The organism is Dactylosporangium siamense (assembly GCF_016862795.1).
GTDB lineage: Bacteria > Actinomycetota > Actinomycetes > Mycobacteriales > Micromonosporaceae > Dactylosporangium > Dactylosporangium siamense.
This window is the reverse complement of record NZ_BONQ01000010.1, coordinates 13,780-33,660: the sequence shown is the minus strand read 5'-3', so window position 1 is coordinate 33,660 and position 19,881 is coordinate 13,780. Positions and strand designations below refer to the sequence as shown.

General features: G+C 73.0%; 22 protein-coding genes. 8 read left to right on the top strand and 14 right to left on the bottom strand.

The window, feature by feature from the left end; all coding sequences use genetic code 11:
• The first annotated feature begins 53 nt into the window (after positions 1 to 53).
• Together Dsi01nite_RS01620 and Dsi01nite_RS01615 are read left to right on the top strand one after the other, a co-directional pair.
• Entirely contained in the window at positions 54 to 1,016 is a 963-nt protein-coding gene (locus Dsi01nite_RS01620; protein WP_203844172.1) for a hypothetical protein, read from the top strand.
• A 94-nt stretch (positions 1,017 to 1,110) separates the two neighbouring features.
• Entirely contained in the window at positions 1,111 to 3,057 is a 1,947-nt protein-coding gene (locus Dsi01nite_RS01615; RefSeq protein ID WP_203844171.1) for a ricin-type beta-trefoil lectin domain protein, read from the top strand.
• A 9-nt stretch (positions 3,058 to 3,066) separates the two neighbouring features.
• Here Dsi01nite_RS01615 and Dsi01nite_RS01610 read toward each other — a convergent pair whose 3' ends face one another.
• From Dsi01nite_RS01610 to Dsi01nite_RS01595, 4 genes are all read right to left on the bottom strand, one after another.
• On the bottom strand, positions 3,067 to 3,381 hold the full coding sequence (locus tag Dsi01nite_RS01610) for a DUF3817 domain-containing protein (RefSeq protein WP_203844170.1): 315 nt from the start codon (positions 3,379 to 3,381) through the stop codon (positions 3,067 to 3,069).
• A gap of 108 nt (positions 3,382 to 3,489) precedes the next feature.
• Positions 3,490 to 3,921 (bottom strand): hypothetical protein, encoded by a 432-nt coding sequence (locus Dsi01nite_RS01605; RefSeq protein WP_203844165.1) that lies wholly within the window; start codon positions 3,919 to 3,921, stop codon positions 3,490 to 3,492.
• 140 nt (positions 3,922 to 4,061) lie between these two features.
• Positions 4,062 to 4,208, bottom strand: coding sequence for a hypothetical protein (locus Dsi01nite_RS01600; RefSeq protein ID WP_203844169.1), 147 nt, complete (start codon positions 4,206 to 4,208; stop codon positions 4,062 to 4,064).
• Positions 4,209 to 4,428: 220 nt separating this feature from the next.
• Entirely contained in the window at positions 4,429 to 5,328 is a 900-nt protein-coding gene (locus Dsi01nite_RS01595; RefSeq protein WP_203844168.1) for a pyridoxamine 5'-phosphate oxidase family protein, read from the bottom strand.
• A gap of 86 nt (positions 5,329 to 5,414) precedes the next feature.
• On the opposite strand from Dsi01nite_RS01595, the gene Dsi01nite_RS58815 reads away from it, so the two are divergent.
• The 3 genes from Dsi01nite_RS58815 to Dsi01nite_RS01580 all read left to right on the top strand — a co-directional run bounded on the left by Dsi01nite_RS58815 (position 5,415) and on the right by Dsi01nite_RS01580 (position 7,460).
• Entirely contained in the window at positions 5,415 to 6,404 is a 990-nt protein-coding gene (locus tag Dsi01nite_RS58815) for a CGNR zinc finger domain-containing protein (protein WP_203844167.1), read from the top strand.
• On the top strand, positions 6,404 to 6,928 hold the full coding sequence (locus Dsi01nite_RS01585; protein WP_203844166.1) for a DUF6886 family protein: 525 nt from the start codon (positions 6,404 to 6,406) through the stop codon (positions 6,926 to 6,928). Before Dsi01nite_RS58815 ends, Dsi01nite_RS01585 begins: the two co-directional genes overlap by 1 nt.
• 100 nt (positions 6,929 to 7,028) lie before the next feature.
• Positions 7,029 to 7,460 carry a hypothetical protein gene (locus Dsi01nite_RS01580; protein WP_203844165.1) on the top strand — a complete coding sequence of 144 codons (432 nt, stop codon included), beginning with the start codon at positions 7,029 to 7,031 and terminating at the stop codon, positions 7,458 to 7,460.
• Positions 7,461 to 7,568: 108 nt separating this feature from the next.
• Here Dsi01nite_RS01580 and Dsi01nite_RS01575 read toward each other — a convergent pair whose 3' ends face one another.
• The 7 genes from Dsi01nite_RS01575 to Dsi01nite_RS01545 form a co-directional block, all read right to left on the bottom strand.
• Entirely contained in the window at positions 7,569 to 8,093 is a 525-nt protein-coding gene (locus Dsi01nite_RS01575) for a hypothetical protein (RefSeq protein WP_203844164.1), read from the bottom strand.
• A gap of 74 nt (positions 8,094 to 8,167) precedes the next feature.
• A complete protein-coding gene (locus Dsi01nite_RS01570; protein WP_203844163.1) occupies positions 8,168 to 8,926 on the bottom strand; it encodes a maleylpyruvate isomerase family mycothiol-dependent enzyme in 759 nt (252 codons plus the stop codon).
• A complete protein-coding gene (locus Dsi01nite_RS01565; protein ID WP_203844162.1) occupies positions 8,923 to 9,534 on the bottom strand; it encodes a TetR/AcrR family transcriptional regulator in 612 nt (203 codons plus the stop codon). Before Dsi01nite_RS01565 ends, Dsi01nite_RS01570 begins: the two co-directional genes overlap by 4 nt.
• Before the next feature lie 41 nt (positions 9,535 to 9,575).
• Entirely contained in the window at positions 9,576 to 10,760 is a 1,185-nt protein-coding gene (locus tag Dsi01nite_RS01560) for an ABC transporter permease (protein WP_203844161.1), read from the bottom strand.
• Positions 10,757 to 11,437, bottom strand: coding sequence for an ABC transporter ATP-binding protein (locus Dsi01nite_RS01555; protein WP_203844160.1), 681 nt, complete (start codon positions 11,435 to 11,437; stop codon positions 10,757 to 10,759). The genes Dsi01nite_RS01560 and Dsi01nite_RS01555 overlap by 4 nt, the downstream gene beginning before the upstream one ends.
• Positions 11,434 to 12,495 (bottom strand): peptidoglycan-binding protein, encoded by a 1,062-nt coding sequence (locus tag Dsi01nite_RS01550; protein ID WP_203844159.1) that lies wholly within the window; start codon positions 12,493 to 12,495, stop codon positions 11,434 to 11,436. The genes Dsi01nite_RS01555 and Dsi01nite_RS01550 overlap by 4 nt, the downstream gene beginning before the upstream one ends.
• Complete coding sequence (locus Dsi01nite_RS01545) at positions 12,488 to 13,057, bottom strand: hypothetical protein (protein ID WP_203844158.1); 570 nt, start codon at positions 13,055 to 13,057, stop codon at positions 12,488 to 12,490. The genes Dsi01nite_RS01550 and Dsi01nite_RS01545 overlap by 8 nt, the downstream gene beginning before the upstream one ends.
• A gap of 86 nt (positions 13,058 to 13,143) precedes the next feature.
• Here Dsi01nite_RS01545 and Dsi01nite_RS01540 point away from each other — a divergent pair, with 86 nt between their 5' ends.
• Together Dsi01nite_RS01540 and Dsi01nite_RS01535 are read left to right on the top strand one after the other, a co-directional pair.
• A complete protein-coding gene (locus Dsi01nite_RS01540) occupies positions 13,144 to 13,788 on the top strand; it encodes a response regulator transcription factor (RefSeq protein WP_203844157.1) in 645 nt (214 codons plus the stop codon).
• Positions 13,785 to 14,963 carry a HAMP domain-containing sensor histidine kinase gene (locus Dsi01nite_RS01535; protein WP_203844156.1) on the top strand — a complete coding sequence of 393 codons (1,179 nt, stop codon included), beginning with the start codon at positions 13,785 to 13,787 and terminating at the stop codon, positions 14,961 to 14,963. Before Dsi01nite_RS01540 ends, Dsi01nite_RS01535 begins: the two co-directional genes overlap by 4 nt.
• 100 nt (positions 14,964 to 15,063) lie before the next feature.
• Here the strand turns inward: Dsi01nite_RS01535 and Dsi01nite_RS01530 are convergent, their stop codons facing one another.
• Genes Dsi01nite_RS01530 through Dsi01nite_RS01520 form a run of 3 tightly spaced genes read right to left on the bottom strand, consistent with a single transcriptional unit; the run spans position 15,064 to position 18,117 of the window.
• On the bottom strand, positions 15,064 to 16,275 hold the full coding sequence (locus Dsi01nite_RS01530; RefSeq protein WP_203844155.1) for a cysteine desulfurase-like protein: 1,212 nt from the start codon (positions 16,273 to 16,275) through the stop codon (positions 15,064 to 15,066).
• Between the two features lie 18 nt (positions 16,276 to 16,293).
• Positions 16,294 to 17,229: an RNA ligase family protein gene (locus tag Dsi01nite_RS01525; protein WP_203844154.1), complete on the bottom strand. Its 936-nt coding sequence runs from the start codon at positions 17,227 to 17,229 to the stop codon at positions 16,294 to 16,296.
• 51 nt (positions 17,230 to 17,280) lie between these two features.
• Positions 17,281 to 18,117, bottom strand: a complete 837-nt coding sequence (locus Dsi01nite_RS01520) for an undecaprenyl-diphosphate phosphatase (protein ID WP_203844153.1) — start codon at positions 18,115 to 18,117, stop codon at positions 17,281 to 17,283.
• Between the two features lie 167 nt (positions 18,118 to 18,284).
• Here Dsi01nite_RS01520 and Dsi01nite_RS01515 point away from each other — a divergent pair, with 167 nt between their 5' ends.
• A complete protein-coding gene (locus Dsi01nite_RS01515) occupies positions 18,285 to 19,835 on the top strand; it encodes a GGDEF domain-containing protein (RefSeq protein ID WP_203844152.1) in 1,551 nt (516 codons plus the stop codon).
• Positions 19,836 to 19,881 lie beyond the last annotated feature (46 nt).

Sequence of the window (19,881 nt, the reverse complement as noted above, 5' to 3'; positions counted from 1 at the left end):
TGGCGCGGAGAGCGCTCTCTCGAAACGCCCGCCGCCGTCGAGTGGAGACACCTGTGCGCCGCTTCATCCTGTCCGTCGCCGCCGCCACGCTCCTGCTGGGACTGTTCCCGGGCGTGGCGGCGGCGTACACCACCGTCCACACCGGCTCCGGCCGGCCCGCGCTCGCCTTCGCGAGCAACCGGCTCTACGCCGCCTGGACCGGCTCCACCTCCGGCACGTCCGGCAAGCAGCTGATCATCGGCTGGTCGGTCGACGGCGGGCAGCACTTCACCAAGGACAACACGGTCGTCGAGCGCGTGCCCGAGGGTGAGGGCCCGGCGCTGGACGCCGACGGCTCGTTCGGCTACGCCGTCGGGGTCTACCTCGCCTGGTCCGCGGCCAACAACGCCAACACCCTGACCGTCGGCTACACCATTGGCAACGGTCTCAAGTGCCGCACCGCGTTCACCGGCGTGCGCACGACCCGGTCGCCCGCGCTCGCGCACGACACCTTCGGCACCCGCTGGATCGCGTGGACCGGCACCGACAACCGGATCAACCTCGCCCGGCTCGACAGCAGCGGCTGCACCGGCGCCGGCGCGCCCGGCGGCATGGTGCTGCGCGACCGGGTGGCGTTCGCCGAGACCACCGCCGAGGGGCCGACGCTCGGCTTCGACGACTCCGGTGCGGACAACGGCCTCATCCTCGGCTGGACCGCCGGCGGCGCGATCAACCTGGCCACCGCCACGACGGGCTCGGCGACGCTCACCAACCGCAGCACCGTCACGCAGCCGGTCGTGGCGAGCTCGTCGGGCGGGTTCTCGCTCACCTCACACCCCTCGGACCTCTACATCTGGTTCCACGCGCCGGACGGCACCGTGCGCCGCGGTTACTCCCAGGGCTGCCGGCCGACCTGCTTCTACGTCTACGACTACGAGTTGCGAGCGGCGTCCGGGGTCGGCACGGCCACCGACGGCTTCCACGACACCATCGGCTACTTCGATCCGAAGGGCAAGCTCAACGTGGCCACCTATTGACAGGTTGGCTGCCTATTGCGGAGAGTTCGGTCAGGACTTATTTCGAGTCCTGAAGTTTCCGTGCACTCCCCGCGTCCCCGCCAGGAGCACCCTCATGGTCCCAACCCGACCGCTGCTCGCCCGCACCGTCCCCTTCCGCACCGTCCTCTTCCGCACCGTCCTCTCCCGCACCGGCCTCTCCCGCATCGGCCTCGCCGCATGCGTCCTCGGCGCTTCCGTCGTCGGCCTGAGCGTGCCCAGCGCTCAGGCCGCCGCCACCAGCGTGCAGGTCTACTGGAGCTCCGAGTCCCGCACCGCTGGCTACGAGCCGAAGAACGGCAACTGGTACACCAACCCGGCCACCGGCCTCGCCGGCACGCCCTACCAGCTGTCCCGCCAGGCCGACGTGCCGGTGGTCGCGGCCACCGGTGCCCCCACCATCACCGCCGACACGAACTCCCGCTTCCAGACGATCCTCGGTGTGGGCTCGTCCCTGGAGGAGTCCACGGTCTACAACCTGTCCCGGATGAGCGCCACCGCCCGCGACCGGGCCCTGCGCGCGCTCGTCGACCCGGCCACCGGCGCCGGCTTCAACGTCATCCGGATCACGTTCGGCACCAGCGACTTCACGTCGCACGACTTCTACACCTACGACGACGGCGCGGCCGACCCGACGCTGTCCCGGTTCTCCATCCAGCGCGACATCGATTACGGGATCATCGCCACCGTCCGCCAGGCCCTCGCCATCAACCCCGACATCAAGGTGTTCGCGAGCGCGTGGTCGGCACCGGGCTGGATGAAGACGAACAACGCCATCATCGGCGGCAGCCTCGTCACCAGCCAGATCCCGACCCTCGCGGCGTACTATCGGCGGGCCGTGCAGGCCTACACCGCCCAGGGCATCCCGATCCACGCCCTCACGCTGCAGAACGAGCCGCTGTTCTCCCCGGCGGACTACCCCGGCATGCTCGTCTCCGCGGACCAGGAGCGGCAGCTCGCCAAGGCGCTGCGGACCGAGCTGTCGGCCAACGGTCTCGGCACCCGCATCTGGGCCTTCGACCACAACTTCTCCGAGTCGGTCTCCTATGCGGCCGGGGTGCTGGGCAGCTCCTCGTCGCACTCGGACGCCTACGGCTCGGTGGACGGTGTGGCCTTCCACGACTACGCCGGCGACCCGTCGGCGATGAGCACGGTGAAGGCGTCCTACCCGGACAAGGACGTGCTGATGACCGAGCGCTCCGTGTGGGGCACCTCGGGCGCGGACCGGATCGTGCAGTACTTCCGCAACCAGGCCACCCTGTATGAGGGCTGGGTCAGCATGCTCGACCAGAACCGCGCCCCGGAACGCTGGTCCGGCTCGCCCGACCCGACGATGCTCGTGCAGAGCACCAGCAACCGCGACACCTTCTGGGCGCTGCCGGACTACAACATGGTGGCCCAGTTCTCGAAGTTCGTGAAGGCTGGCGCCCGCCGCGTCGCCACCGGCTACGGCAGCACCGGCACGGTCACCAACGTCGCGTTCCTCAACCCCGACGGCACGCTGGTCACCGTGGTGGTCAACCAGACCTCCGCATCGCAGTCGTTCACGTTGCGGGTCGGCACCCAGCAGGTGAGCAGCACCCTGCCGGCGAAGACGGTCGGCACCTACCTGTGGGCGGGCGCCAGCAGCGGCACCCCGTCCACCCGGGTCGGCCCGATCACCGGCTACGGCGCCAAGTGCGTCGACGTCGCCGGCGCCAGCCCGGCCAACGGCACGAAGATCCAGCTGTGGACCTGCAACGGCACCACCGCCCAGACCTGGACCGTCGGCACGGACGGCACGCTGCGCGCGCTCGGCAAGTGCCTCGACGTCGCCGCGGCCAACTCCGCGAACGGCACGAAGGTCCAGCTCTACGACTGCAACGGCAGCACCGCGCAGACCTGGACCGCACCGGGCGACGGCACGCTGCGCGCCCTCGGCAAGTGCCTCGACGCCACCGGGCCCAGCTCCGCCGACGGCACCCAGTTGCAGATCTGGGCCTGCGGCACGGGCCAGAACCAGCGCTGGACCCTGCCGGCCTGATGCCTGTGGTCAGGCGCGTTCCGGCACCGGGGCGCGCCTGACCCGCTCCACCCACAGCTCGAACAGCAGCGTCGTGAACGGCGGGATCGACGCCACCGCCCCGACGGCGAACCGCGCGAGGCTCCACCGCTCCGCCCTGGCCACCCACACCAGCGCGACCAGGTAGATCACGAACATCGCACCGTGGATCGGCCCGAAGACCTTCACGCCGATCTCGTTCTCGACCACGACGTACTTGAAGAACATCCCGACCAGCAGGCCGAGCCAGGAGCACGCCTCCCCGATCGCGGCGATCCGGAACACCCGTGCGGGGCTGTTGCTCATGCACCTACTGTCCCGCCGCCCCGGACAGGGCTGAGGCCGGTCACCGTGTTGGTGACCGGCCTCACGCCAGGGGGTCCTGCTCTTGGTTTGTCAGTTGCTCTTGGTTGGTTAGTTGGAGGCGACGCCGAGTTCGGCTGCGCCGCCGCCGGTGTGGATTTCGGTGCCGGAGGCGAAGGCGCTGTCCAGGCGGGCCTGGAGGGCGTCGAGCTGGGAGTATTCGGCGTTGTGCGAGGACTCGCTGCCTTCGGCGGCGAAGACGTGGTCGGTTTCGGCGGCGGAGTGGTCGTAGGAGGTGTAGTCCGACTCCTCGTAGTGCGCGCCGTTGGGGTTGCTGTACTCGACGTGGTGGCCCTGGTCGAAGCTGGTGTTCTCGGCTGCGGCGTGGTCCTGCTCGTAGACGTTGAACTGGTTGTTGTAGTCGGCCTCGCTGGCGTTGACCTGGTGCAGCTGGTCCAGGGACTCGTGCTCCTGGCCGGTCTCGACGTGACCGTAGTCCGCGCCGCCGTCGTAGCCGGTGTCGCCGCCGTCGTAGTCGCTCATCGCTATCTCCCCTGAGGTGTGTGTCTGTCTCGCTGTTGGAACAAACGTTAGGCGTGGGGGCAGCGGTTCAAATCCCGGAAACGTGCCACGGCCGGCCACCCCGGGGGAAGGGTGACCGGCCGTGGTCGCGGGTGCCTCGGTCAGGCGCTGACGATCGGCCAGGCGTAGGCGAGGAGGGCGACGGCGGCGCCGAGGATCGCCAGGTTGAAGCCGCGGGACGGCACCGGCAGCGCCGCGACGGCGAGCAGGATGATGGCGATGATGTACAGGACGGCCTGTGCCGACATGGGAAACCTCCGTGGGGGGACCGGTTGAGCACACGGATTCCCGGCGGCGCTCCGGGCGAAACACGGGCCGGTCACGGGCCGGCGGCGGGTGATCCGGTGTGGGCGGCGGTTCAAGGGGTCGGTCCGGTGTGGGCGGCGGTTCACGAGCCGGCACCGGGTGGTCCGGTGTGGACGGCGGGTTCACGGGCCGCCGCCGGGTGGTCCGGTGTGGACGGCGGGTTCACGGGCCGCCGCCGGGTGGTCCGGTGTGGACGGCGACGAGGGCGGGGTGCTCGCCGGCGACGACGGCGGTCGGGTGGAAGCGGACCCGGCGGCCCGTCACCTCGTCGGGGGCGCCGGTGCCCGGCTCGGTCCACTCCACCGTCGCGGTGCCCGACAGGTGCAGGGTGCGGCCGGTGGCGAAGTCGGGCACGAGCAGCGCCGCGGACGGGTCGGTGGCGAGGTTGCCGAGGCTGTTGAACATGTTGTTGCCCGGATAGTCGGGCCACCACAGGTCGTCGCCGTCGACGCGCAGGAACCCGCGCGGGCCGCCGCGGTGTGAGGCGTCGGCGCCGCGGCCCGGGTGGGCGGTGCCGAGGAAGAACGTGTCGGCACCGGCGACCGTCGCCGCGGCGGCCGGTGTGAGCACCGGCAGCGACGTGAACATCGGCCCGGCGCCCGCCGCCCTGGCCGGGGCGAGCCGGCGCGGCTGGATGTACTGCGGGCAGTTGCCGAACGCCTCCGCCACCTCGACGGTGAGCTCGTCCCGCCCGTCCCGGCCGGCTTCCTCGGTGAACAGCGTGCCGTTGACCCGCATCCGGCGGCGGGTCGCGAAGTCGATCGCGATCAGGCCGACCCGCTGGCCACCCGGCAGGTCGTGCAGCGGGTCGCCGGGGGCGAACGCCGCGTCCACCCGCAGCCGCTGCCCGGCACCGTCGAGGAAGCCGGGCGGGCCGGTCAGCGCCGATGCCCACAGCCGTCCGGCCCGGTCGCGGCCGGTGAGCACGGCCAGGGTCCGCTCGGCCAGCCAGCCGCCGGCGCCGCGGCTCAGGCCGCCGGGCGCCAGCATGCCGGTCAGCCGGGCCGCCTCGAGCCGCACGCCGGCCCGCTCCTGCACCGCCAGCTCTCCCTCATGGAACACCGCAGTCTCCCTTCCTAACGGATGAAGTGCGTTGCTTCCATTAGTACACGACCAAATGGTTTTCGCAATGCCTTACCATTAGGACCGTGGAGTCGTTGCCGGTTGAACTGATGAACACGGTGGTGGCGGGCCGCGACGGCGTGCAGGACACGATCGCCGACCCGGCCGCCGCCGCGCGCTGGTTGCGGGAGGCCCGGCCCGAGGTCGGGATCGCCGGTTGGGAGGCCGTCGCCGAGCTGCGCGACCTCCGCGACGCGCTGCGCCTGCTGGCCGCCGCCGAGACCGGCGACGATCGGCCGGCCGCCGTCACGCCCGATCACACCTGGCCGGCCCCCGTCACGTCCGATCACACCTGGCCGGCCCCCGTCGCGTCCGACCACGCCCGGCCGGCCGCCGTCACGTCCGATCACACCTGGCCGGCCCCCGTCGCGTCCGACCACGCCCGGCCGGCCCCCGTCACGTCGTCTGACCACGCCCGGTCGGCCGCCGTCACGCCTGACCACGCCCGATCGGCCCCCGTCACACCCGGCCACACTCGGCCGATCCCCCTCTCGCCCGACCACACCTGGCCGGCCGCCACCGAGGCCGGCGACCACCCGACCGTCGTGTCGGCCGCAGATCTGGAAGCCGCCGTCGGTGTCCTCAACCGGGCCTGCGCACGAGCGCCGTCGTGGTCCGAGCTGCACTGGTCCCAGGAGCGCCGCCCGGACCACGGGATCGCGGCCGACGGCGAGATCGGCTTGCCGGAAGCCAGCGCGGCGCAAGCGGCCAGCGCGGCGCAAGCGGCCAGCGCTGCGCAGGCGGCCGGCGCCGGGCAGGCGGGCGGTCACATGCGGGTGGTGCGCACCTCGCACTCGCCGGGGCTCGCGGCCGTCGCGGCCATCGCCGAGGAGGCCGTCGCCCTGTTCGCCGGCCCGGACCGGCTGCTGCTGCGGGCCTGCCGAGCGCCCGGCTGCGTGCTGTACTTCCTGCGCAACCATCCACGCCGTGAGTGGTGCTCCGACGGCTGTGGCAACCGGGCCAGGGTCGCCCGGCACTACCAGCGCCACCACGGCAGCGGCAGGGAGGGCGACTGATGCGACCGGAGCCGGGGCAGGTGCTGCACTTCTCCGAGGACCCGACGATCACCAGGTTCGTGCCGCACGTCGCGGCGACCGCGCAGCAGCCGGAGGCGTACGTCTGGGCCGTGGACCACGGGCGCTCACCGGACTACTGGTTCCCGCGCCAGTGCCCGCGGGCGATGGCCTGGACCGTCCCCGGCACCACCGCCGAGGACCGCGACCGGATCGTCGGCGCCGGCTGCGGCGAGCGCGTCCACGCCGTCGAATACGGCTGGCTGGAGGCGATCCGGACCGCCCGGCTGTTCGCGTACCGGTTCCCGGCGGCGCCGTTCGCACCGTTCGGCAGCCACGCCCACGTCGCCGTCGAGCCGGTCGAGCCGCTCGGCCCGCCGGAGCCGGTCGGGGACCTCTTCGAGCTGCACGCCGGCGCCGGCATCCAGCTGCGGGTGCTGCCGAACCTGTGGTCGTTCTGGGACGCGGTCACGGCCAGCAGCCTGCGTTTCAGCGGCATCCGCCTGCACAACGCACGCCCCCGCTGACCCCTGGCCGGGTGGCACGTTTCCGGGATTTGAACCGCTTCCCCCACGCCTAACGTTTGTTCCAACAGCGAGACAGACACACACCTCAGGGGAGATAGCGATGAGCGACTACGACGGCGGCGACACCGGCTACGACGGCGGCGCGGACTACGGTCACGTCGAGACCGGCCAGGAGCACGAGTCCCTGGACCAGCTGCACCAGGTCAACGCCAGCGAGGCCGACTACAACAACCAGTTCAACGTCTACGAGCAGGACCACGCCGCAGCCGAGAACACCAGCTTCGACCAGGGCCACCACGTCGAGTACAGCAACCCCAACGGCGCGCACTACGAGGAGTCGGACTACACCTCCTACGACCACTCCGCCGCCGAAACCGACCACGTCTTCGCCGCCGAAGGCAGCGAGTCCTCGCACAACGCCGAATACTCCCAGCTCGACGCCCTCCAGGCCCGCCTGGACAGCGCCTTCGCCTCCGGCACCGAAATCCACACCGGCGGCGGCGCAGCCGAACTCGGCGTCGCCTCCAACTAACCAACCAAGAGCAACTGACAAACCAAGAGCAGGACCCCCTGGCGTGAGGCCGGTCACCAACACGGTGACCGGCCTCAGCCCTGTCCGGAGTCCCGAAAACCCTGCGTGTCAGGAGTTTCCGACCGCGGCGAGGAACCGGCGGGCGGTGGATCGCTGGCGGACCGTCCGGATCGTCACCCACGGCGCGAACACCACGACGAACCCCGCGATCAGCCACCAGAAGCGGTTGCCGAGAACAGCGGCTTCGACCAGGGCCACCACCAGCAGGAGCCCGAACATGGCCACGACCGCGGCGGGATGGTTCGACGGGGCGGTGCGCAGCCGGGCGACGCGGGTCGCCGCCGTTCGGACGTCGGGCTCGGACGGTGGGTCCCCCCGGTCGACGGCGCGGACCGCGGCGACCCGCTCATCGCCGCTGAGCCGCTGGTCACCCCAGAGCTGGCGGTCCTGCCGGTACAGGAACAGGCCGAACACCACGCCGAACAGCGCGCCGCCGCCGACACCGGCGGTCAGCGCCGGCAGCGGTCCGGTCGGCGTGGTGAGCAGCCTGAACACCGTCGTCACCGCGGCGAACACCAGCGCGCTCAGGATGCTTCGCACCCACACGGGCCGGCGCACGAGTTCGTATCGCATGCCGTACCCGTTCCCCGGATCGACGCTCGGCAATCGGCCACACGGTCAGCAGGCGTCGGCCGGTGGGGGGCGGGTCAGAACGGCACCGACGTGGTGAGGAGGCCGGCTGCCTCGCCCCGTCCGGAGATGATGCGGCAGAAGTCCAGCGCGTCCATCGTGATCCGGTCGGTGCCGGCGCCCCAGACACCGCCGGCCGGGCCGGTGAGCTCCAGGGAGTAGGGCTGACCGTGCCGCCCGGCCCACTCCTGGACGGCGTCGTCGACGATGCGGCCGTCGTGCTCCGCGGTGGGCCGCGGGTCCAGGCCGGTGGCGGCGCAGATGTCCAGGCGGTGCATGAACGGGTCGCGGGTCAGGATCACGTCCATCAGGTACGCGAAGGTCCATCGCTCCAGCTGCCCGCCGACCAGCTGGGCCTCGGGCATGGCGCGGCCGCGCAGGAAGCCCGGCATGCGGCCGCGGCCGCGCACCGCCTTCGGGGCGAGCCGCTGCCACGCCCCGATCAGCTCGGCCGGGGTGAGTCCGGCGTTGCGCCGCACCTGCAGCGCGGTGAGGAAGTCGATCGAGACCGGGGCCTTGGCCTTCTTGGCCTGACGCGTCGACGTCGACATCTGGTTGAGCAGCTGCGGCAGGCTGCTCATCATCTGCACCATGCCGAGCATGTGGCCGGCGGTGTCGCGGACGTCCCATCCGGTGTTGACGGTCGGGGCGGACCAGTGGTGGGGATCCAGGCGGGTCAGGAGTTCGGAGCACCGTGCGTACTCGTCGGTGGCGAGGCGCTTCGCCAGGTCCCGTTCGAAACACGGGCGTCGGGGGGCCAGCACTGGCGTGGTCACGGTCGGCTCCTCTCGTCGGTGATGCCGATGTTGTCGGCGAACATGTCGACGGCCCGGTCCAGCAGTCCGGACCAGCGCGTCCCGCCGGGGTCGTTGGCGAGCTGCGCGTCGATCATCCCGGAGACGATGGCGACGAACAGGTCGATGTCGTCCCGCCCGTGCACGCCGTGGCGGGCCATCCGGGCGACGAAGTGCTCCATGACCGCCATGGACGGTGCGTAGGCGTCGGCGCTCGGGGTGAAGTCCGGGATCGTGCGGAGGTTCATCAGTTGATGCCGGGCCGGGAACGCGACCGCGAAGTCGAAGAAGACGCGGGCGTAGAAGCGCATCGCCGCCCGGCTCGTGCGCGGCTCGTCGGCCTCGGCCGTCTTGGAGTGCTCTGCGTACTGCGTCCAGGCGTCGCCGAACATCGCGTCGTAGATGGCGTTCTTGGACTCGAAGTGCGTGTAGAGCGACGGTGGCCGCATCCCCACCAGGTCGGCGACGTCGCGCAGGGTCACCTGCGCCAGCCCCTTGTCGCGGGCGATCTGCCAAGCGGCGTCGACGATCTCTCGCCGGATTGCCGCACGACGTTCGGTTTTCCTATCGCGTCTAGGTTCACCTAACACGATTAGGAGTATTGTCCTGTGACCTGGCCCCGTCAAGCGGGTCACGGCGTCCGAAGGGCGTCCGCCGGTGGGAGGCGGGCGGCCCGCAGCGCCGGGTAGCAGCCGGCGAGGGCACCGACGGCGAGCGCCGCGGCGAGCCCGGCGATGGGCGCGACCACCGGGATCGCGACCGGGTTGCCGGCCAGGTGCGCGGCGACGGCGGTGGCGAGGCAGCCCAGCGCGACCCCGAGGACCCCGCCGGCGGTGGTGAGCAGCGCCGACTCGAGCAGGAACTGCACGGCGACGTCCCGGCGGCGGGCACCCAGCGCGCGGCGCAGGCCGATCTCGGCCCGGCGTTCCAGCACCGAGATCACCATGATGTTGGCGATGCCGACGCCGGCGACGAGCAGGGCGATGCTGCCGAGGCCGAGGAACAGCCCGACGAAGGCACCCTTCGCCGCGATCCGGGCGAGGAGCAGGTCGGACGGCCGGCCGACCTCCACGGAACGCGGGTCCTGGGGCGCGGCGGTGAACGCGAGGACCGCCGCCACGTCGGCGACCTGGTCGGGGTCGACGCGCAGGTACACCCGGCTGGACCGGCCCTGCAGCTGGAACAGCTCGTCGGCCACGTCGTAGCTGATCAGTGCGGCGGTGTCGATCTCGGGGGCGACCGGCGTCGGGGCGAGGATCCCGACGACGGTGAAGTAGGTGCCACCGAGGTACACCTGGGTCTGCGCGTCGATGGCGCCGATGCCGAGGATCCGCGCGGTGGCGTCGCCGAGCACCACCTCCGGGAAAGCGGGGTGGGGCAGGAACGCGCCCCGTGCGAGCGGCACGGCGAGCACGTCCACGAGGGACGGCTGGGCGGCGAGGACCGTGATGCCGCCGGTCTGCTGCGACGGCACGGCGGCGGACCGGCGGACCGTGACGCCTTCGACGTTGCCGACCGCCGTCACCGACCGGACCGGCGGAATGCGCCGGATCATCGCCGGTGCGGTCGCCGGCAGCGGGGCCGGGTCGCCGCCGAACGTCTTGCCGGTCGCGACGGTGAGCAGGTTTCCCTGCCGGCCGAGTTGGTCGAGCAGCTCGGCCTTGGAGGACTCCGCGACGCCCAGGACGGCGACGAGCGCGGCGATGGCGATCGCGACGCCGAGCGCCGACAGGGCCGCGCGCAACCGCCGGGCCCGCAGGCCGGCCGTCGACACCGCGACCGCGTCGCCGGCCCGCAGCCGCGTGGCCGCCTTCACGGGGCGTCCGCGGTGTCGAGGATCCGGCCGTCCCGAAGCTGCACCTGGCGGGCCATGGTCGCGGCCACCTCCATGTTGTGGGTGATGAGCACGACCGTCGTCGAGCCGCCGAGGCCGGCCAGCAGCGCCGCGATCTCCTGGCCGGTGGCCGAGTCGAGGTTGCCGGTCGGTTCGTCGGCGAGGAGCACCGCCGGCTGCCCGACCAGCGCCCGGGCGATCGCGACCCGCTGCCGCTCGCCCCCGGACAGCTGCGCCGGGCGGTGCCGGAGCCGGCCGGACAGCCCGACGCGTTCGAGCACCTCGCCGGCCCGCGCCCGGCGCGTCGCGGCGGGCACCCCCCGATACAGCAGGCCGGTCGCCACGTTGTCCAGCACCGAAAGGTGATCGAGCAGGAAGAACTGCTGGAAGACGAATCCGAGGTGCCAGGCCCGTACCCCGGCCAGATCGGGATCCGACAGATCGGTGGTGTCGGTGCCGGCGATGCGGACCGCCCCGGAGGTCGGCCGCTCCAGGGTGCCCAGGATGCTGAGCAGGGTCGTCTTCCCGGCGCCGGACGGGCCGGTGATCGCGACGGTCTCGCCGGTGCGCACCACCAGCGACACGTCGCGCAGCGCGGTCACCGTGGTCGGCGGTGGGTAGATCTTGTTGACGAGGTGGAGCTCCAGCGCCGTGGTCATCCGACCGGCACCTCCACCAGGTCGCCCTCGTGCAGGTCGCCGCGCACCTCGACGAGCGTCTCGGCGAACAGCCCGGTGGTGACCGCGACCAGCCGGCGTTGCGCGCCCGCGCCGAGCCACACGGCGTAGCCGCCGCCGGCGAGCGCGACGAGCGCGGTGACCGGCACCGCGAGCACGCCGCTGACGGACTTGCCGGTGATGTTCACCTGGACCGGCGCGCGGTCGAGGTCGCCGGCGGTCGACGGCTTGTCGAGGGTGACGAGCCCGGTGACCATCGGCTGGGGCGGGCGCCCGTCCATGGCCGGCGCCGCTTCCGCGACCGGGGACAGGTACGCCACCGTGCCGTCCGCCTTGGTGTCGTCGGGCATGGTGACGGTGACCTTGTCGCCGGCGTGCACGAGGTAGGTGCGCCCCGCCGGGACGGAGATGGTGACCGCCGCCGCCGTCGACGTGCCCGTCAGCACCGGATCCTCGCCGCGATTGGTGGCGCCGAGCTTCGCGGTGAGCTCGGTGACCCGCACCGGGCCCGGCTGGAACGTGACCGCGCCGAGCTCCACCCGGCCCGTCACCGGCTGACCGGTCGCCTGCTGCCAGCGGCGGACCGCTGCCGTCGCCGCCGCCGTGAACGTGTCGTCGACGGTCAGCGACCGTCCGTGGCCGAGCGCCACCAGGTTCTCCTTCAGCGCGCGCACGTCCGCGCCGCGGGTCATGCCGGCGCCGAACGGCCGCCACGCCGGGTGGTTGCCGTAGAGCAGCCGCACGGGCCGGCCGTCCAGGTCGTACACCGGCTCGCCGCGGCTGACGACCTGGCCGGGCCGGGGCAGCGCGGTGATCGTCCCGCCGGGTCCCTGAGCGAAGACCGTGTAGGTGTCCCGGAAGCCGAGCGCCCCGGTCACGTGCGTGGTCGTGGACAGGTCGGTCCGCACGACGGCCACGGTGCCGGTGGCCGCCTGGCTCGTGGCCGCCGCGGGCGCCGGCCGGTCCCGGACCCACCAGCCGCCGGTGGCGCCCGCCGCGACGACGGCCGCCGCCCCGGCGACCACGGCCCGCCTACGCATCGCCGAGGTTTCCGAGGCTCGACACGCGGGCCTCCTCGTCCAGGATCGCCCGGCACGCCTCGAGCGCCCGCCGCACGACCGGATCGGTCTTGTCGCCCGGCATCTCCGCGGGGTCGACGCCGAAGCCGTGCCCGGGGGTGAACTCCGTCGCTGCGGTCGGGTCCTTGACGTTGACCAGGCCGTGCTCGCGCAGGCACTGGTGCGCCCGGACCCCGGCCTGCACCAGCGCCGGCGGGGCCGGGGCCTGTTCGGTCGGCTGGAACTGCGCCGCGTCCAGCAGCGCCTTGCAGGCCGTCTCGACGGCCTGGATGGTGGCGTCCTCGGCGTCGCGGTAGCTGCGGGAGTCGGTGTAGACGTGGCCGTCGGCGGTCAGCACGGGATCCTGGTAGCCGGTGATGCCGTGCTGCCGGATGCATTCGGCTGCGGCGTGCAACGCGGCTTGGCGCTGCGGCCCGGTGCCGCCTCCGGCCGCGCCGCCGGACAGCCGGGGGACGCCCGGTGAGGCCGGGCCGCTGCACCCGGCGAGCACGAGCACCGCGAGGCAGGCGATGACGATTCTCATGCAGCAGGTGTACGGGGACAGGGGTGACACGGGCGCTACCGCGCATGTCGGACGGATGTCATGACCGGCGCGGCACAATGGGCGCCATGCGGGTGCTGGTGGTCGAGGACCACGCGACCCTCGCCGCCCGGATCGGTGAGGGGCTGCGGGACGCGGGGATGGCGGTCGACGTCGTCACCGACGGCGCCGCCGCGCTGACCCGGGCCGGCGAAACCGATTACGACGTCGTCGTGCTCGACCGCGACCTGCCGGTCGTCCACGGCGACCAGGTGTGCCGGTCCCTGGCCGGCGGTGCGGCCCGTATCCTCATGCTGACCGCCGCGTCGGCGGTGGACGACCGGGTCGACGGCCTGGAGCTGGGCGCCGACGACTACCTCGGCAAGCCGTTCGCCTTCCACGAACTCGTCGCGCGGGTGCGGGCGCTGGCCCGCCGGGCACCGTCGGCGCCGCCGGTCGTGCGCCGCGGCGACCTGACCGTCGACCGGGCCCGGCACCGTGCCAGCCGCGCCGACCGGCCGCTGCAGCTGACCCGCAAGGAGTTCGGCGTCCTGGAGATGCTCATCGCCGCCGACGGTGCCGTGGTCAGCGCCGAGGAGCTCCTGGAACACGTCTGGGACGCCAACGCCGACCCGTTCAGCAACATCGTGTCGGTGACGCTGACCCGGCTGCGGCGCAAACTCGGCCCGCCGGGGCTCATCGAGACCGTCGTCGGCAAGGGGTACCGGATGTGAGGCTCACCGTCCGGGTCCGCCTGACCCTGCTCTACACGGTGCTGTTCGCGACCGGCGGCGCGATCGTCGTCGCGATCATCTACGGCCTCGTCGCCGCCAGCCTGACCGACGACCCCCCGGCCCGCAAGGAAGGGGCGCAGGCACCGGCGAAGTTCGCGGAGGCCTGCAAGGCGGTGCTGCAGGGCGCCCCGGAGCAGGAGCCCGGCATGCGCAACAAGTGCCAGAATGCCTTCGACGAGGGCGTCCTGGCCGGGGTGCAGACCCAGCGCCAGGAGACGTTGGACAACCTGGTGCAGTACTCGGTGACCACGCTCGCCGTCGTCACCGTGCTGTCCGCGGCGGCCGGGTGGCTGGTCGCCGGCCGGGTGCTGCGGCCGCTGCACCGGATCACCGCCGCCGCCCGGGCCGCCACGGAGGACAACCTCGCGTCGCGGGTGGCGCTCGGTGGCCCCCGCGACGAGCTGCGGCAGCTCGCCGACACGTTCGACGCGATGCTGGACCGCCTGGAGGCCGCGTTCACCGGGCAGCGCCGGTTCATCGCCAACGCCAGCCACGAGCTGCGGACCCCGCTGACCGTCATGCGGGCCACCGTCGACGTGGTCCTGGCCAAACCGGCGCCGTCGCGGGAGGAACTGCTGCGGATGGCCGACGACATCCGTGCCGCGGCCAGGCAGGCCGAGGCGCTCATGGAGGCCCTGCTGACCCTCGCCCGCACCGACGCCGGCCTGGCCGCGCGGGAGACGGTCGACCTCGCCACCTGCGTCGAGGACGTCCTGGACGGCACCGACGTCGGCGACCGGCGGCTGCACCTGTCCCTCGAACCCGCCGTGACGGCCGGCGATCCGGTCCTGCTGGAGCGGCTCGCCGCGAACCTCGTCGACAACGCCGTCCGGCACAACGTCGCCGGCGGCGACATCTGGATCACCACGGCGGCGGGCGCGTCGCTCACCGTCGCCAACACCGGCCCGGTCATCGACCCGGCGGACGCCGAGGGGCTGTTCCGGCCGTTCCACCGGCACACCCGCACCGGTGCCGACGGCTTCGGGCTCGGCCTCGCCATCGTCGCGTCGATCGCGACCGTCCACGGTGGACACGCGAGTCTCGTGCCCAACCCCGGCGGCGGCCTGCGGGTCACCGTGCGCCTACCGCCCGCCGGCACCGGCGACGCGTGCTGACCGCCGCGCAGGAGACGACTCGTGGCCGAGGTCGTCGTCGGCGATCCTCACCGACCGCCCACTTCGGATCGACGGGCGGCACGCCGACGACGCCGAACGGCTACCGCGCCTGAGCTATGGCGCCGACGGCGTCGACGAGCCGGTCCACGTCGTCGGCGGTCGTGTAGTGGTAGATCCCGGCCCGGACCGCGCCGCCGGACTCCCGCAGCCCCGTCGCGATGAAGTACTCCGCGGCGTAGTAGTCGCCGGAGAAGACACAGATCCCCTGGTCGCCCAGGAGCTCGGCGGTCCGCTGCGGGTGCTGCCCGTCGACCCGGAACGACACCGTCGGGCAGCCACCGGCCGGCGCCGGCAGCACCCGCACCGGCTTCAGCCCGTCGAGGAGCCGTTCGAACAGCTCCAGCTCATACGCGTGGACGGCGGCCATCGACCGCAGGATCCGCTCGCGGCGCGACCCCTGAGACCCCGCAGCGTCGCCGTCGAGCGACGCCAGGAACTCCACCGCCGCCTCCACCCCGGCGAGCAGCTCGAAGCTCGGCGTGCCCAGCTCGAACCGCTCCGGCACCGCGTCCGGGGACGGCAGCAGCTTCAGCATCGCGGTCTCCTCCCACCGCGACGGCGCCGCGACGCACGCCGACAGGTGCGGCCCGGACCACTTGTAGGCGCTGGTGACGTAGAAGTCGGCGCCGAGCGCGGCCACGTCGACCGGCAGGTGCGCGGTGGCGTGCACCCCGTCGACGTAGACGACGGCGCCGGCCTCGTGCGCGATCCCGGCGATCGCGGCCACGTCGGGCCGGGTCCCGATGGCGTTGCTCGCGGCGGTCACCGCCACCACCCGGGTCCGCCCGTCGACGAGCGTCCGGAACGCGTCCGTGGGCAGCACCCCGGTGCCCGGGTCGAACGCCGCCCACCGCACCTCCACCCCGGCCCGCTGCGCCAGCTGCACCCACGGCCGCACGTTCGCGTCGTGGTCGAGCCGGGTCACCACGACGTTGTCGCCGGGACTCCAGCGCTCCGCGAGCCCCCGGGCGACGGTGTATGTCAGCGCGGTCGCGCTCGGACCGAACACCACTCCGGCCGGGTCGGCGCCGAGCAGGTCACCGACGGCGGCGCGGGCCCGCTCGACGATGCGCAGCGCCCGCCGGCCCGGCTCGAACGCGGTGCTCCGGTTGCTCACGGCACCGCCGAGGACCCCGGCGACGGCCCGCGCCACCGGCTCCGCGACCAGGGTGCCGGCGGCACCGTCGAAGTGGACGAACCCTTCGGCCAGTGCGGGATACGCCCGCCGGGCCCGTGCGACGTCGAACGGCATACCGCGACGATAGTCGTTTCAGGCGGCGCCGGCCGCCCGCCGGACCGCGTCCTCGACCGTGGCCTGCCCGGCGGCGTCGAGGGCCGCGACGGCCGCCGGGTACGCCTCGGACAGGTCGACCATGACGTCCAGGACGACCTCGTCGAGCAGCTCCGCCGGTGCCCCGTCGCCGACCTTCGAACGGGCGCCGGCGATCCGGGGCGCGTTGACCAGCCCCACCGCCAGCCGGCGCAGGTCGTCGAAGGGGATCCGGGTGTACGGGTCCCAGGCGCGGCTTTCCCCGAACCGTTGCTCGTCGAACTCGTCGATCTTCACCTTGACGACCGTGCGGTCCGGCGGCGGCAGCGCGGCGTCGGGACGCAGCACGACACCCTCGGCGAGGTTGCCGTCCAGCGGTGGCAGGCCGTGCGTCTGCGGCACCCGCGTCGGGAACCGGACCGGCACGGCGTCCACGGCGGTGCGGGTGCCGCGCCCGAGCAGCGGCACGACGTCGAGCCCCGCGCCGGCGGCGACCTCCGCGACCCGCGCGTAGGTCCGGTACACGCCGTCGTCGTCGGGACGCTCGTGGTCGAGGACGTCGAACAGGGCGAACCGGACGTCCGGTGCGTACCAGACGCCGGTCTGCACCGCGGCCGCTCCCGGCGTCGGCGCCACGTCCGGGTGCGGGTAGTGGCCGCCGTGCAGCTCGCCGTACAGCCGTACCGCCGCCGCGCCGTCTGCCAGCGCGACCCGCGCGGCCTGCTCGAACGCGCCGCGCAGCAGCTGCCAGCCGAAGAACGGCTCGTCGCCGTCCAGCCACGCCTTGCGCTTGCCGACTCGGGTCGCGCCGCCGTCGGACGCGATCACCAGCTGCGCCCCGTGCACCTTCTCGGTGGCGACCCAGGTGCCGCCGCCGGACCGGCCGCTGCCGAGTTGCCTCGCCGTCGGGATCTTCGGGTACGCCAGGTGCCGCATGACCGGCAGTATCCCTACAGGTCCGGTGCGGCGTCGCGCGGTTTACGCCACCTACGTGGCGCTGATGACGCCGCCCCACAGCAGGGCCACGATGATGCCACCGACCGCGGCGCGGTAGTACACGAACGTGGCGATGGAGTTGCTGGCGACGAACTTGAGCAGCCAGGCGATCGACGCGTACGCGACCACGAAGCTGACGACGGTGCCGACCGCGGCGGGCCCCCAGCCGACGGTCTCGCTGACCTCGCCGGCCCGCTGCACGCCCTCCAGGATGCCGGCGGCGGCAAGGGCGGGGATGCCGAGGAAGAACGACAGGCGGGTGGCGGTCACCCGGTCGAGGTGCCGCAGCAGGCCGACGCTGATCGTCGCGCCGGACCGGGACACGCCGGGGATCAGCGCGATGCACTGCGCCAGGCCGATGATCAGCGCGTCCTTCCACGTGAGGTCCGCCTCGCCCCGATCCTGGGTGGCCAGGTGCTCGGAGATGACCATGACGAGGCTCCACACCACGAGGGCCCCGGCGACGAACCAGAGACTGCGCAGCTCACCCTCGATGAGGTCCTTGAACAGCAGCCCGATCACCGCGATCGGCAGCGACCCGACGATGACGTTGATCGCCATCTTCCAGCCGGTCTCCTTGCGCGCCTCGGCGCTGCGAAGACCTTTCACGAACCCGGCGATGAACCGCCCGATGTCGTTGCGGAAGTAGATGATCGCGGCGATGATCGCGCCGACCTGGATGACCGCCGTGAACGCGGTGACGCCCTTGTCGTCGATCGGGATGCCCATCAGCTTCTCGGTGATGGTCAGGTGACCGGTCGAGGAGACCGGCAGGAACTCGGTCACCCCCTCCACGACGCCGAGCACGACCGCTTGCCAGATCTCCACGGGATCCCCTCTCGTGCCTGCGACGTCCGCCCGATCCTAGGCGGCTGCCCCGCGGCAGTGCGCTCAGGTCCCGGCGCGGGTCACGCTCAGGTCCGGCGCGGGATGCGCTCAGGGTCCCGGCGCGGGTTGCGCTCAGGTCCCGGCGCCGCGTGCCGATGGTTCGGGTCATGAGTGGCACAGCGGTGATCAGCGCGGACCGGGTCGCGGCGGTGGTGCTGGGCATGGAGGTCGACCGGCGCACCGCCGACCGGGAGCAGGCCGAGGCCGCCGAGCGGGCCGCGGTCGAGCTCGGCCGCGCCGACCTGGCGGCCAGGGCCCGGCTCGTCGTCGCCGACGCCCTGGCCCGCGGCGGGGAGCTCGCGGCGTCGGCGCCGCTGCTGCACGAGGTGCACCGGTGGGCGGTGCTCGAGAACGACCAGTACGTGCTGGCCCGCACCCACTTCCTGCTGTCGATCCTGCACACCTGCCTCGGCGACAACGCCCAGGCGCGGCGGCACGCGCTGATGTCGGTGGACCACCTGCCGGACCACGTGCCGCCGCTCATCCGCGGGGCGCACCTGGTGATCCTGGCCCTGTCCGTCGACGTGGTGTCCCGGGCCGACGCCGCGCCGTACCACGCCGAGGCGCTCGACATCGCCGCGGCCGCCGGTGACCACGAGCTGAGCCGTTCGGTGCTGAACAACATGGCGTACGCCGCGTATCAGGACGGCGACGCGGCCGCCGCCGGTGAGTTCGTCGAGCGGATGCGCCGCCTGGTGGACCGGACCGGCGTCGAGCTGCGGCCCCCTGACCTCGACACGATCGCCCGGGTGCAGTTGCTGCAGGGGCGGTTCGACGAGGCCGAGCGCACCCTCCTGCCCCTCGTCGAGCCGGGGGTGTCCCGGCGCGACGTCGAGGGCAACATGCTGCCCGAGGTGCTGCTGACTCTCGCCGAGGCGCAGCGGCTCGGCGGCGCGCTGGACCGCGCCGAGGCGACCGTCGAGCGGTGCCGGACGGTCAGTGCGCAGCGCGGCATGGTGGACGTCGGGGCGAGGGCCCGGCGCGAGCTGGCCCGCCTGCACGCGGCGAGGCATCGTTTCCGGGAGGCGTACGAGGAGCAGTGCCGCTACGACGAGGAGTCCCAGGCGCTGCGGTCGGCGGAGCGGGAGGAGCAGGCGAGGCTGGCCCAGCTGGTGTTCGAGAGCCGGGAAGGGCAGCGCGAGACGGTCCGGTTCCGGGAGATGGCGCTGCGGGACGCGTTGACCGGCCTCTACAACCGGCGGTTCGTCGACGCGCAGCTGCCGGCGCTGCTGAGCCGCGCGGAGCAGCGTGGCGAGGCGGTGTCCGCGGCGCTGGTCGACATCGACTTCTTCAAGCGGATCAACGACACCCTGTCGCACGAGGTGGGTGACCTGGTCCTGCAGCGGGTCGCGACCGTCATGGCGGGCGCCGTCGACGAGCCCGCCACGGTGGCCAGGCTCGGGGGCGAGGAGTTCGTGGTCGTGCTGCCGGGCGCCGGCGCGCAGGAGGCGATCGCCCGCTGCGAACGGATCCGTGCCGCGATCCAGTCACATCCCTGGTCCGAGCTGACCGGCGACCTGCCGGTGACGGTGAGCATCGGGGTGTCCAGCGCCGCCGATGGCCGGATCACCTCGGCGGCGCTGCTCAGCCAGGCCGACCGCAACCTCTACGCCGCGAAGCGCAGCGGCCGCAACCGGGTCCTCGCCGACCCCTCCTGACGCAGCCGGGCTTCCTGACCCAGCCGGCCTTCTGACCCAGCCGCCT

Coding starts and splice junctions, on each gene's coding strand:
- Dsi01nite_RS01615 (WP_203844171.1), top strand. CDS start 1,111: ATGGTCCCAACCCGACCGCTGCTCGCCCGCACCGTCCCCTTCCGCACC.
- Dsi01nite_RS01610 (WP_203844170.1), bottom strand. CDS start 3,381: ATGAGCAACAGCCCCGCACGGGTGTTCCGGATCGCCGCGATCGGGGAG.
- Dsi01nite_RS01605 (WP_203844165.1), bottom strand. CDS start 3,921: ATGAGCGACTACGACGGCGGCGACACCGGCTACGACGGCGGCGCGGAC.
- Dsi01nite_RS01600 (WP_203844169.1), bottom strand. CDS start 4,208: ATGTCGGCACAGGCCGTCCTGTACATCATCGCCATCATCCTGCTCGCC.
- Dsi01nite_RS01585 (WP_203844166.1), top strand. CDS start 6,404: ATGCGACCGGAGCCGGGGCAGGTGCTGCACTTCTCCGAGGACCCGACG.
- Dsi01nite_RS01580 (WP_203844165.1), top strand. CDS start 7,029: ATGAGCGACTACGACGGCGGCGACACCGGCTACGACGGCGGCGCGGAC.
- Dsi01nite_RS01575 (WP_203844164.1), bottom strand. CDS start 8,093: ATGCGATACGAACTCGTGCGCCGGCCCGTGTGGGTGCGAAGCATCCTG.
- Dsi01nite_RS01555 (WP_203844160.1), bottom strand. CDS start 11,437: ATGACCACGGCGCTGGAGCTCCACCTCGTCAACAAGATCTACCCACCG.
- Dsi01nite_RS01550 (WP_203844159.1), bottom strand. CDS start 12,495: ATGCGTAGGCGGGCCGTGGTCGCCGGGGCGGCGGCCGTCGTCGCGGCG.
- Dsi01nite_RS01545 (WP_203844158.1), bottom strand. CDS start 13,057: ATGAGAATCGTCATCGCCTGCCTCGCGGTGCTCGTGCTCGCCGGGTGC.
- Dsi01nite_RS01540 (WP_203844157.1), top strand. CDS start 13,144: ATGCGGGTGCTGGTGGTCGAGGACCACGCGACCCTCGCCGCCCGGATC.
- Dsi01nite_RS01530 (WP_203844155.1), bottom strand. CDS start 16,275: ATGCCGTTCGACGTCGCACGGGCCCGGCGGGCGTATCCCGCACTGGCC.
- Dsi01nite_RS01525 (WP_203844154.1), bottom strand. CDS start 17,229: ATGCGGCACCTGGCGTACCCGAAGATCCCGACGGCGAGGCAACTCGGC.
- Dsi01nite_RS01515 (WP_203844152.1), top strand. CDS start 18,285: ATGAGTGGCACAGCGGTGATCAGCGCGGACCGGGTCGCGGCGGTGGTG.